This window comes from Candidatus Insignibacter tubulum (assembly GCF_056790205.1).
On record NZ_CP199715.1, the window covers coordinates 470,296 to 482,697 of the forward strand.

The following is a 12,402-nucleotide window of genomic DNA, read 5'->3' on the forward strand; positions in this document are numbered from 1 at the left end:
GACACTAGTCTAAAAGACTTAAGCATTATAACTTTTCTTTAGTTACATCACTAATAATTACATCACTACCTTCTCCCAGAATCTATATTGAATAATAATCGCTATCTTCTCGAGAAGATAAATAAAGCGTAATATTTAGATTTACTAAAATATAAAAAGCTATTTTTTTTGTTTTGGTTTTTTATAATAGATCTAAATATTACTTTAAGTGAGCTTTCTATTAAAATTTCATACTTTTGTAAAAGTATTCTTTCATCTCTAACATTAGAAAAACGAAGCTCCACTATGAATTTTTTTTTTATATTCTTATTCGTGATGTTATCACTTATCTCTTCGAATGCCCAGATTAAATTTACAGAATATACTTTAAATAATGGGTTACATGTTATTTTACATCAGGATCGTTCACATCCTTTAGTCGTGGTTTCTGTGCTTTATCATGTGGGATCTAAAAATGAATTACCGGGACGTAGTGGATTCGCCCATTTTTTCGAACACTTAATGTTTGAAGGCTCTAAAAATATCAATCGTGGAGAGTTTTTTAAGTATATCTCATGTAACGGTGGGCATAGTAATGCCTATACTCAACAAGATTATACATACTATTATGAAACTCTCCCTTCGAACCAATTAAATCTTGCGCTTTGGCTAGAATCCGAGCGAATGTTACATGCTCGCGTAGATCAAAAAGGAATAGATATTCAGAGAAAAGTGGTAAAAGAGGAAAAGAGTATGCGCTTTGATAATCAACCCTATAGTCTCGCTATTGAGGAAAAAATACCGTCTCTGCTCTTCAAAAAACATCCCTATCGATTCCCTATTATCGGCTATATAGAAGATCTAGATGCAGCTAAAAAAGAGGATTATAAAAAATTTTATAAAACTTTCTATGTACCTAACAATGCTATTTTAACTATTTCAGGAGATTTCGATATAGAGTTTGTTAAAAAATGGGTGAATGTTTATTTCGGAGAAATACCCAAAGGCAAAAAGAATATTATAAGGCCTAATATTAGCGAGGCTCCTATTACCTCTGAGGTCATATCGATTTATGAAGATAAAAACACTCAAGTACCTGCGATCATATTAGCCTATAGAATCCCTAAAAAAACAGATAAAGATTCTTATACGTTAAAAATGATCGATCAAATTCTATCAAATGGAGAAAGTTCGCGTATTGCAAGAAATGTAGTTAATAAAAAACAATTAGCCTCTTCCGCAGGAACTTTTATTTGCGATATGGAAGATTATGGGGTATTTATTATCTATGCTATTGCCAATTTAGGCATATCCCCAGATCAATTGCTTAGAGCTCTTGATGAAGAAATAGATCAGTTAAAAAAAGAAAGCATGGGAAAAGAGGAATTGCAAAAACAGATTAATTTCCTCGAGAAGCATTTTATCAATAGCAATATTTCTATGAGATCCATAGCTGAGAATTTAGCTAGTTACCATCTATATTATAGAGATACTAATATGATTAATACAATTATAGAAAAATACCAAGTTATCCAAGCCGTAGATATACAACGTATAGCTAATAAATATCTTAATAGGAGTCAACGTGTTCGTCTCTACGATATTCCAAAGCCTTAATACTATTAAATTTATATTATGATATTTCGTTATTTAATAATCTTTTTCTTTATGATTAATCCTTTAGTAGAGAGCTTTGCTAATATAAATCGCAAATTCCCCCCTAAGGCAGGCCCTACTCCCGAATTAAATGTCTTAAGACCTAAAATTTTATCTTTAAAAAATGGATTAACTATATTATGTGTAGAAAATCATAAATTACCTATTGTTCGAGTATCTCTTATTTTTGATCACGGCCCTGTACTTCAAGGGGATAAGATAGGGTTAAAAGATATTTTTGGTCAAATGCTTGCTGCAGGCACTAAAAAACATACTAAAGAGGAATTCAATCAGCAGATTGATCAAATGGGGACGACATTACATTATTCTTTTTCTAGCATATATCTTTCATCGCTCAAACGTTATTTTGAGCCTTCTATAGCTCTAATGAGTGAGATGCTACTTGAGCCTAGTTTTAATAATACTCAAGAGCTTGAAAAATTGGTTAAGCAAAGTATTACTCAACTTCAAATAGAAGAGAGAGAGCCTCAGGCAGTTTCAGAACGCATTCAAAAAAAGATTTTCTATGGGAACACTCACCCTTATGCAGAATATCCAACTTATGAGAGTCTTAGAAAAATTAAGCTAGAAGATTTTCGTATCTTCTACAAGAAATATTTTGGACCAGAAAAGGCTTACTTAAGTTTTGTTGGAGATATAAGTGAACAAGAGGCTTATCGTTTAGCAGAAAAATATTTTTCAAATTGGGGAAAACAGAAAGGTTATTCTAAAAAGTACAAGATAAAATCATGCCTTCCAGAAATACAGATTAATCTAGTAGATGTGCCTTCTTCAACACAAGCTGTGATAAGCATAGGGAATGCTATTAATTTTAAGAAGTCAGCGTCGGATTATTTCTCTGCTATTATTGCTAATAAAATCTTAGGTGGAGGAGCGCAAGGGCGTCTTTTTTTAAACTTGCGAGAAGATAAGGGTTATACTTATAGTGTTTACTCAAGTCTTATTCCAAGGAAAGATATTGGATGTTTTATAGCAACTGCACAAGTACGTAATGAGGTAGTTCATCTAGCTGTTAAAGAGTTTTTAAAGGAGATAAAAAAAATAAAAGAGCCTATAAAAGAAAACGATCTTAATCTAGTTAAAAATCAGATGATAGGAAATTTTATTCTTTCTTTAGAGAGCCCTTACGTTGCAGCCCGCTTTATAGTAGAAGAAATTACTGAGTCGCTTCCTAAGAATTTTTACCAGAATTATTTAAAAAACTTACAATTAATCAATGCATCTGAAGTTACCCAATCAGCCAAAAAATATATTCCTGAGCATTTTTACATACTTATAGTAGGGAATTTAAAAAAAATTTATCCTTTAATAAAACAGATGGGATATCCTATTTTTTTACTTGATACATTTGGCAATCCTATTTAACAAATAACCCTTCCCCCCCCTTAAAAAGAGGGTTATTTGTTAAATTTATTCTAAATAAGTATAAAAGCTATGATATGTCTTACAAAAGAGCAAATCCATATCCTTGAAGGACGTATCATTTCCGTATTAAAGTCTATTTATGATCCTGAGATTCCCGTAGATATTTATGAATTAGGGCTGATTTATGATATTCAATTAAGCGATCAAGCAGAGGTAAAGATTATTATGACTTTAACTACACCAAACTGCCCGGTAGCCGAAAGCCTTCCTCAAGAAGTAAAACAAAATATTCAAGCTATAGACGGGATTAGCCAGGTAGATTTAGTTCTTACTTTTGATCCTCCTTGGAGCAATGAAATGCTCAGCGAAGAAGCCCGCTTAGAATTAGGTATGCTTTAGATATTTTTTAACATAAATATATTAATATGAGTTTTATTTTTCTTTTTATATTATTTTCATTACTCTTGATAGGAGGGTTAAATATGATTGTTGTTGTCAAACAACAAAGTGCCGCTATTGTAGAACGTCTAGGTCGTTTTTTATATATTCGTCAAGCTGGGTTGCAATTGAAATTTCCCTTACTTGATCAAGTGGTAGGGGTTATCTCATTGAGAATACAGCAACTTGATGTAGTTATAGAAACTAAAACTAAAGATAATGTATTTGTTCATCTTAAAGTTTCAGTACAATTTAATGTGATTAAAAATAAAGTTTATGACGCTTTCTATAAACTAGAAAATCCTCATGAGCAAATTACTGCTTACGTCTTTGACGTAGTTCGCGCAGAAGTCCCTAAAATGCGTCTTGATGATGTTTTTGAGAGAAAAGATGACATTGCTTTAGCTGTTAAAAGAGAATTGGATGAGGCTATGCATAATTATGGTTATTCTATTATTAAAGCTCTAGTGACAGATATTAATCCTGATGAACAGGTTAAGCAAGCTATGAATCGCATTAATACTGCCGAACGTGAAAAAGTAGCTGCCGAGTATGAGGCAGAAGCTGAACGTATTAAGATTGTTGCTAAAGCTAAAGCTGAAGCTCAAAGCAAACAACTTCAGGGGAAAGGCATAGCTGATCAAAGGAGAGAGATAGCTAAAGGGCTTCTTGAATCGGTTGAAGTACTTAATAGTGTAGGTATAAGTTCGCAAGAAGCTTCGGCTTTGATCGTTGTAACACAACATTACGATACACTTCAATCAATAGGTGAGCACACTAATACAAATTTAATTTTACTACCTAACTCACCCGGATCTGCTAGTGAAATGTTAAATACTATGATTACCTCTTTCAGTGCCTCTAATCAAATTACCGACGCCATGAAAAGTTCAGTAAAAAAGCGTTTTGAATAAAGATAACATATGATTTAAATACTATTAATTAATTATGGAAATATCAGGAAGAGTAAAAAAAATATTTGATACTCAAACCTTTACTAGTGGATTTAGAAAACGTGAGTTAGTGCTTATCACTGAAGAACAGTATCCTCAACATATACTAGTAGAGTTTGTTCAGGATAAAACAGAATTGCTTGATACACTTTCAGTAAATGACCAGATAAAAATTTCAATTAATCTACGCGGGAGAGAGTGGGTAAATCCTGAAGGGATAACTAAATATTTCAACTCTATACAAGGTTGGCGTGTAGAAAAAATCCAAACTCTTCATCCGTTGACGATGAATTCGCCTTCTATATCTCCTGTGTCAGATAGAGCTGGAACAGCTTCCGAAAATGAGTTTGACGATTTGCCTTTTTAGTGAGATTGTTTTTCTAAAAGAGCCTTTGCTATAGGATCTTTTTTAAGGTCCCATTTACGAGCCGGGGAATACTCTCTACCATAATAGATGATTTGTAAATGAAGTTTATTCCAAAGTGCTTTAGGAAATAGTTTTTTTGCATCTTTCTCAGTTTGCTTAACACTGATCCCATTGCTTAATCCCCAGCGATGCATCAGTCGGTGAATATGTGTATCTATAGGAAAAGCTGATTTATGAAAGGCTTGGGACATTACAACCGATGCTGTTTTGTGCCCTACTCCTGGTAATTCTTTTAGTGATTTAAAACTTCTTGGGACCTCTCCGTTGTATTTTTCCATTAGGATACTCGAGATAGCTTTAATATTTTTAGCTTTGGTATTATGTAATCCTATTTTTTTAATTAGATAACTGATCTCTTCAATTTCCATTTTAGCCATTTTAAATGGTGTATCAGCTTTACTAAAAAGCATGGGAGTAATTTCATTAACTTTTTTATCTGTACTTTGAGCTGAAAGTATAACAGAGATTAGTAAGGTAAAAGAATTTTTGTGTTGTAATGTAATTAAAGGATAAGGATATAGCGATTCCAAAATTTTAATGATAATGTCGATTTTTTCTTTCATACTATGATTTAAAGTAGCTTAAGCTAAGATTTTTAAATACTAAAAAGAGTATTTTTTTTTAAAAAAAATCTTTGAATTTTCCCTTTAGCTTTAAAGATAATGTTTTCTCTCAAAAGCTAAAAACTATTATTTTAGGAATTTTTATTACTATCCTTATCTCGATAAGTAAACTATGGTTTATATAAATTTAGTATTGTCCAAAACAATACTAATCTCTTTATTAGACGATTATTACTTTTAATGAGTAGATCCATAGATGAGTAGTATAATAAGAAGGGTTTAATAATTCATATAGAGTATATTTATACTTGTGCACAAGTATAAATATACTCTATATATTAGTAATAAAACACATAATTTACATCTAATTAATTAGGTATAAGTAAATAATAAATAAAGAGGATTATTTATAGAATAAATTAATTATGCTCCCCTATTTAAAAGCAAACAATCTTAGTTATACTTCATATAGTGTTCAATTTGAGATGTCATTATAAGTGTTTTCAAGATCAGGATTATAAAAATTACTTAGGATAAGTGTAGACTCTATCTTATCAAAGGGATAAGATAGCAAAAATTATCATTTTTTTAATAATCAAGATAAGCAAGTGACTCTAACTTTAGAGTCTGAGGCCTAAAAGTTTTTTTTTTTATGAAAAAGATTATAATATTCCCTATTATTAATAAAATCAATATTAAAAATCACACATTACAAATTCTAGATTAACAATAAAATATATAAATTATGAGTGAAGATTTAGAACATAAGAAAAAATCACTTCAGTTAGTTCTTGATAAAATGGATATAATCTATGGCAAAGGTACAGTTATGCGTATGGGAGATTCTGCAATAGAAGAAATAGAAGTCATCCCATCAGGTTCTTTAAATCTTGATCGAGCGCTTGGCGTATTAGGTTATCCTAGAGGCCGGGTGATCGAGATTTATGGTCCAGAGTCTTCTGGAAAAACTACTCTTGCTTTACATGCAATAGCGGAGGCTCAAGAAAATGGAGGATTAGCCGCTTTTATAGATGCCGAACATGCTTTTGATCGTGTGTATGCGCAAAAACTAGGTGTTAATATTGAGGAGCTTATTATTTCTCAGCCCGATTATGGTGAACAAGCTCTTGAAATAGCAGATAATCTAATTCGATCAGGAGCTATTGATATTATTGTTATTGACTCAGTAGCTGCACTTACGCCACGCAGTGAGATTGAAGGGGAAATGGGAGATTCTAAAATAGGGTTACAGGCACGTTTGATGTCTCAGGCACTTAGAAAGTTAACCTCTAGCATAAGCAAAACAAAATGTACGGCTTTCTTTATCAATCAATTAAGAGAAAAAATAGGAGTAATCTTTGGAAATCCTGAAACTACTACTGGAGGAAATGCTTTGAAATTTTATTCATCTATCCGTTTAGATGTCCGTCGCGGAGCACAGATCAAAAATGGAGAAGAAACCATAGGGAATCACACTCGTGTAAAAGTAGTTAAAAATAAAGTCGCTCCACCTTTTAAAACTGCTGAATTCGATATTATGTACGGAGAGGGAATATCCCGTACGGGAGAAATCCTTGATTTAGCTGTTGAAATGGGTATTGTTAAAAAAAACGGTTCTTGGTTCAGTTACGCTGAAACACGTTTAGGTCAGGGTCGAGATACGGTTAAAGAACTTCTTAAAGACAAAAATGAACTATGTAAAGAAATAGAACAAGCGATAGAACAAGCTTTAGATATTTAAGACTAGAAGATTTTACGATATGAGAATCACTTTTTTAGGGACAGGCACTTCACAAGGTGTGCCTGTTATAGGTTCTTCTCATCCTGTATGTTTCTCAAGTGATTTAAGGGATAGAAGAACAAGAAGCTCTATTCTTATAGAGAAGAATAACAAAAGTCTACTTATAGATTGCGGTACTGATTTTCGTATGCAAATGTTACAAAATAATAAAACTCATATAGATGCTCTTTTAATTACTCATGAACATAATGATCATATAGCAGGTCTAGATGATCTACGCCCTATTTATTTTAAAGTTCGTAGACCTATCCCTATATATGCTCTATCTAGAGTTATAGAGGATATTAAAATCCGTTTTTCTTATCTTCTTTCAAAGAAAGAGTTTATAGGGGAACCTAAGTTTTCCCTTTTCTCTATAAAAAGTCAGGAAATTTTTCATATTGAAGGATTTAGTATTCTACCTTTAGATGTACAACATAATCATTTAAAGATCTTAGGATATCGTATAGGAAATTTTGCTTATATTACTGATGCTAGCGCTCTTACAGATACTACTATGGCTTCTTTAGAGGATCTTGAACTTCTTGTAATAAACGCTTTAAGAATTATCCCGGAGCATCCTTCTCATTTTTCTTTATCTGAAGCGCTAGCTGTGATTGAAAAACTATCTCCTAAAAAAACATATCTTACTCATATGAGTTATGAAATAGGTTTTTATAAAGATCTGGTAAAAAAATTACCATCTGGTGTTTTCCCTGCTTATGATAGCTTATCTATAGAATGTTCATACTAATAATTATATATTTTTTATCGATAATTAAAAATTAAATCGATTCTTCTAAAAATGACATGAGTTTCTCCTTTCTTGATTTATTTACCATAACTCTCGAAAGATATATTAGGCTTTTTTTTTGGTATTGAATTAGATCTTTTTCTACTTCTTCTTTAAGACATAATTTTTTAAATAGATTTTCCACAGCATCTATTTTATCTCTGCTATCTGTTTTAATTGCATACCAATGCAGTAATTCTTTTTTTTCGTTTTTTTTTGCCTTTTCAAGTGCCTTAAAATAAAGAATGGTTTTTTTATTAGAGTAAATATCTCCTGCATGTTTTTTCCCTATGTATTTAGGTTGTCCAAATACATCAAGAAGATCATCTTGCATTTGGAAAGCTATTCCAATATTTATTCCTACTTTATATAAGTAATTTGCTTGTTTTTCATCAGCCCTAGCGAGTAAAGCTCCTACTTTTAGTGCTGATCCCATGATCATTGCTGTTTTATAGGTTATCATTTGAAGATATTGATCAAATCTAACCTCTAAATTATTCTCGAGATTTATATCCATTTGTTGTCCTCTACAAATTTTTATACCCATAGTTGAGAATTCTTTCACCACTTTATAAAAAAGGTCTTTATCAAGCGATCCCAAAAGTTCATAAGCCTTAATGAGTAAAAGATCACCAGAGATTATCGCTGTACTTTCATCCCATTTTTTATGTACGCTCAAATTACCTCTGCGCAATGATGCTTTATCTATAAGGTCGTCGTGAATAAGAGTGAAATTGTGAAAAAATTCAAAAGCTATAGAAGGTTTTAAAGCAATAGATAATTTTCCCTTGAACATCTCGTTAGCTAATAAACAAAGTGATGGACGAATACGTTTCCCGGGTATAGATAAAATATAATTAATAGGGTTATAAATAGTTTCAGCAGTTTGTTCGAAACGATTTTTTATAATATAACGGTCAATAAGCATTTTATATTTTAATAGAGATTTCATAGCAATATTCTCCATAGAGAGAAGTTTATAATTTAGGATTTTTCTGCTATACAAATGTAATTGGGGTTAAGAGATCTTAAGTCTTTCTCAATATTTTTTTATTTAGAGTAATATTTTCCTACTTTTACTTTAAAGTAACCCTCATGCAACGAGCTTTTAATCTGTTGTTTTCTACCCGTACTATGGCAGTTTTTTTACTGGTTTTTGCGCTTTCTATGGCAGTGGGAACTTTTCTTGAGGAAATTTATAATACTGCTACGGCTAAAGCTTTGATTTACGAAGCTAGTTGGTTCGAGGCTATCATGATACTTCTCATATTGTGTTTTATCGGCAATATCAGACGATATCATCTCTGGAGGAGAGATAAATGGCCATTACTTATTTTTCATTTTGCTTTTATATGTATTTTTATAGGAGGCGCTATTTCAAGATATATCGGCTTTGAAGGGATGATGTCCATTCGTGAAGGAACTATTTCTAATCAAATAGTTTCTAATAAGACCTTTATTAAGGTTAAAATCTCAGGACGAGATAGTTTAAGTACTTATATCGTTCCTTATTTATTAGCGCCTTTACATAGTAGGTTTTACGGTAAATTTAAGTTTCAACAAGACATCTTTAAATTAAAAATCATTGATTATATTCCAGGTGCTTGTGAAAGATTTATCAAAACTCCCAATGGCAAGCCTTTCATTAAAATTATCACCAGCTCTAAAAAAGGACGTTTAGAGAGTTATCTTAAGCAAGATCATCTAAAAGAATTAGGGCCAATTTCCATTGGGTTCGGAAGACGATTTACTTCGAAAGTGATAAAAATATATCAAGAAAACGGGAAACTATATATACTTTCTCCTTTCCAGGTAAAATATACTGTCATGACTACAGGAGCTAAGGGAATTCTTAAAAATGGAGTACGTTATGAATTACAGTTAAGAACCCTTTACCAGATTAGATCTATACAATGGATGGTCCCTGAGCCAGTGAGCTATGGTATTTTAAAATATATATCGGCAACTAAATCTCAACAGGATCAATCCCCTGATGCTATAACAATAGAAATTTCTAATAGGAATCTTTCAAAAACACTCACGTTTTTTGGTAAAAAAGGGGAGATAGAGAATAATGGTCAGCTTTTTTTAGGCGATAAGCATATTTCTATAGGGTACGGATCTGTTTTAATGCAGATTCCTTTTGCATTGCGTTTAAATCGATTTGAACTCGAGTATTATCCAGGTTCATTAAGTCCTTCTTCTTTTGCAAGTGAGTTGACAATTATAGATGGGCACATTCATAAAAACAAGCGAATTTTTATGAATAATGTCTTAAATTATAAAGGTTATCGATTTTTTCAGTCAGGTTATGATCCAGATGCCAAGGGCACACATCTTTCTATTAACCATGATTACTGGGGTACTCTTATCTCTTATATAGGCTATATAATGTTATCTTTAGGTATGTTTTTAACTCTTTTTTGGCCTGGAACCCGTTTTTGGAAATTAAAAGGGTCTTTTCTTAAAATATCAAGTTCAGGGCTTATATTTTTGATTTTTTTATTTTCATTTTTTATAAAAATTCATGCTCAACATCTACCTTTTTCTATTAAAAAAATAGAATTATCAGAAATTGTACGATATTATCCAGAGATATCTAGATCACATTTGGATAAGTTTAATAGCTGTCTTGTTCAAGATCAAAAAGGGCGTATTAAACCTATACATACCATGGCTCTCGAATTGCTTAGAAAAATCTATAAACAAGATCGTATAGGCTCTTGGAGTGCTTCACGTTGGCTACTATCTATTTATCAGAATCCGATCATTTGGACCCATGCTCCTTTTATTAGGGTAGAAAGTGATGGGGGAGATGAATTATTAAAAATCACTCGTACAGATAAATATAATTGTACGTCACTTATCAATCTCTATCATTTTGATCCGGTTAGTAACCAAGTGATATTTGTATTACAAAGAGATTATAACAAGGCTTTTTTAAAAAATCCAGCTCAACGTAATAAATATGATAAAGCTATTATAAATTTAAATGAACGTATATATATATTATCGGGTATTCTACAAGGACTATATTTACGTATTTTCCCTATTCCTAGAGATCCTAATCATACTTGGAGTAGCTGGATCCGACCGGATATGAAAATTGACCCTATCTTTTTTAAGATGATAAATGATTATTTTATAGCCATTAACCAGATTAAAAAACCTAGTGATTGGCAAAAAGCAGATCAGCGGCTTGATAGGATCAATTTTTATCAACAAAAATATGGACATGAAGTTTTACCATCGCTCTTTAAAGTAAGAGCTGAGATATTTTATAATAAAATAAATATTTTTTATAAAGTCATGCTAGCCTATGCTTTATTGGGTTTTATTTTATTATTTCTAACCTTTAGTAGACTTTTCTTCCGTTTTTCTATAATACGAGTTTTATCTCGTATTATTTCGGCTATCCTAGCTTTAGTTTTTATTATTCATACTATAGGTCTTGGGTTGCGATGGTATATATCGGGTCATGCTCCTTGGAGCAATGCTTATGAATCAGCAACTTTCATTAGCTGGTGTATGCTTTTAGCTGGTTGGATCTTTTATCATCGGAGTAATTTTTTTATTCCAGCTCTTGCCTCTCTTTCTGCTACGATTTTATTAGGTGTAGCTCACAGTAATTTGATGGATCCTGAAATCACTAATTTAGTTCCAGTTCTCAAATCTTACTGGTTAATAATTCACGTAGCGATAATCACTTCTAGCTATGGTTTTTTTTCCATAGGAGCATTTATAGGGCTTACTGTATTGATATTATATAATTTACTAGCTTTTTCTAAGCCATCTATTTATGGGAACATTATTCAAGAATTGACTATAATCAACGAAATGACTCTTACAGTTGGATTGTTTCTATTAAGTGTGGGGACTTTTTTAGGAGGAGTATGGGCTAATGAAAGTTGGGGGCGTTACTGGAGTTGGGATCCTAAAGAAACCTGGGCTTTTATAAGTATTATGTTTTATGCCTTTGTATTACATATGCGATTAATCAAAGGATTAAGAGGAGCTTTTGCTTTTAATCTTGCGAGTATTATTTCTTTCGGCTGTATTATAATGACGTATTTTGGGGTAAATTACTATTTATCAGGGTTACATTCTTATGCTAAGGGGGATCCTATCCCTATTCCTCTTTGGATATACTATATGCTCTCTTTCATTTCCATCATTGCCGCTATAGCTAAATATCATACTTGTAAATCTTTTAAAAGATCATAAATCAATTTTACCAAATTTTATATAAAAACTATACTATAAGGTTACATTTATTATTTTTTTTTGGAGTATGGAGAGCAATTTTTTACAATTATATTACAAAATATAATTTTCTTTACGTATTATAATTAATACTTTATTATAACTCCATAAGGAGTAACTTTTTTTTTAAAAAAAAAACTATAATTTCTAGCCTGGGTTGTATA

General features: G+C 31.6%; 10 protein-coding genes. 8 read left to right on the top strand and 2 right to left on the bottom strand.

Annotation, left to right across the window (positions count from 1 at the left end):
- Window positions 1-315: 315 nt before the first annotated feature.
- The 5 genes from ACUBP5_RS01965 (at window position 316) to ACUBP5_RS01985 (ending at window position 4,779) form a co-directional block, all read left to right on the top strand.
- Entirely contained in the window at window positions 316-1,596 is a 1,281-nt protein-coding gene (locus tag ACUBP5_RS01965) for a M16 family metallopeptidase (protein ID WP_482167983.1), read from the top strand.
- Window positions 1,597-1,647: 51 nt separating this feature from the next.
- The gene (locus ACUBP5_RS01970) at window positions 1,648-3,021 is read left to right on the top strand and encodes a M16 family metallopeptidase (protein WP_482167984.1); all 1,374 of its coding nucleotides are present in this window, start codon (window positions 1,648-1,650) and stop codon (window positions 3,019-3,021) included.
- Window positions 3,022-3,090: 69 nt separating this feature from the next.
- Entirely contained in the window at window positions 3,091-3,420 is a 330-nt protein-coding gene (locus ACUBP5_RS01975; protein WP_482167985.1) for an SUF system Fe-S cluster assembly protein, read from the top strand.
- Window positions 3,421-3,446: 26 nt separating this feature from the next.
- On the top strand, window positions 3,447-4,373 hold the full coding sequence (locus ACUBP5_RS01980) for an SPFH domain-containing protein (RefSeq protein WP_482167986.1): 927 nt from the start codon (window positions 3,447-3,449) through the stop codon (window positions 4,371-4,373).
- A 34-nt stretch (window positions 4,374-4,407) separates the two neighbouring features.
- Window positions 4,408-4,779: a DUF3127 domain-containing protein gene (locus ACUBP5_RS01985; RefSeq protein WP_482167987.1), complete on the top strand. Its 372-nt coding sequence runs from the start codon at window positions 4,408-4,410 to the stop codon at window positions 4,777-4,779.
- Here ACUBP5_RS01985 and nth read toward each other — a convergent pair.
- On the bottom strand, window positions 4,776-5,402 hold the full coding sequence (nth, locus tag ACUBP5_RS01990) for an endonuclease III (RefSeq protein ID WP_482167988.1): 627 nt from the start codon (window positions 5,400-5,402) through the stop codon (window positions 4,776-4,778). The two genes, ACUBP5_RS01985 and nth, sit on opposite strands and share 4 nt — an antisense overlap.
- Before the next feature lie 745 nt (window positions 5,403-6,147).
- Here nth and recA point away from each other — a divergent pair.
- Both recA and ACUBP5_RS02000 read left to right on the top strand, forming a co-directional pair.
- Window positions 6,148-7,143, top strand: a complete 996-nt coding sequence (gene recA, locus ACUBP5_RS01995) for a recombinase RecA (protein ID WP_482167989.1) — start codon at window positions 6,148-6,150, stop codon at window positions 7,141-7,143.
- A 19-nt stretch (window positions 7,144-7,162) separates the two neighbouring features.
- Window positions 7,163-7,936, top strand: coding sequence for an MBL fold metallo-hydrolase (locus ACUBP5_RS02000; protein ID WP_482167990.1), 774 nt, complete (start codon window positions 7,163-7,165; stop codon window positions 7,934-7,936).
- A 31-nt stretch (window positions 7,937-7,967) separates the two neighbouring features.
- Here the strand turns inward: ACUBP5_RS02000 and ACUBP5_RS02005 are convergent, their stop codons facing one another.
- Entirely contained in the window at window positions 7,968-8,927 is a 960-nt protein-coding gene (locus ACUBP5_RS02005) for a polyprenyl synthetase family protein (protein WP_482167991.1), read from the bottom strand.
- 143 nt (window positions 8,928-9,070) lie between these two features.
- Here ACUBP5_RS02005 and ACUBP5_RS02010 point away from each other — a divergent pair, with 143 nt between their 5' ends.
- Entirely contained in the window at window positions 9,071-12,199 is a 3,129-nt protein-coding gene (locus ACUBP5_RS02010; RefSeq protein WP_482167992.1) for a cytochrome c biogenesis protein, read from the top strand.
- Window positions 12,200-12,402: the final 203 nt, after the last annotated feature.

Bases quoted from the DNA above. Each gene is read 5' to 3' on its own strand.
- ACUBP5_RS01980 (WP_482167986.1), top strand. From the start codon at position 3,447: ATGAGTTTTATTTTTCTTTTTATATTATTTTCATTACTCTTGATAGGA.
- ACUBP5_RS01985 (WP_482167987.1), top strand. From the start codon at position 4,408: ATGGAAATATCAGGAAGAGTAAAAAAAATATTTGATACTCAAACCTTT.
- ACUBP5_RS02000 (WP_482167990.1), top strand. From the start codon at position 7,163: ATGAGAATCACTTTTTTAGGGACAGGCACTTCACAAGGTGTGCCTGTT.
- ACUBP5_RS01970 (WP_482167984.1), top strand. From the start codon at position 1,648: ATGATTAATCCTTTAGTAGAGAGCTTTGCTAATATAAATCGCAAATTC.
- ACUBP5_RS01975 (WP_482167985.1), top strand. From the start codon at position 3,091: ATGATATGTCTTACAAAAGAGCAAATCCATATCCTTGAAGGACGTATC.
- ACUBP5_RS02010 (WP_482167992.1), top strand. From the start codon at position 9,071: ATGCAACGAGCTTTTAATCTGTTGTTTTCTACCCGTACTATGGCAGTT.
- ACUBP5_RS02005 (WP_482167991.1), bottom strand. From the start codon at position 8,927: ATGAAATCTCTATTAAAATATAAAATGCTTATTGACCGTTATATTATA.
- nth (WP_482167988.1), bottom strand. From the start codon at position 5,402: ATGAAAGAAAAAATCGACATTATCATTAAAATTTTGGAATCGCTATAT.
- recA (WP_482167989.1), top strand. From the start codon at position 6,148: ATGAGTGAAGATTTAGAACATAAGAAAAAATCACTTCAGTTAGTTCTT.
- ACUBP5_RS01965 (WP_482167983.1), top strand. From the start codon at position 316: ATGTTATCACTTATCTCTTCGAATGCCCAGATTAAATTTACAGAATAT.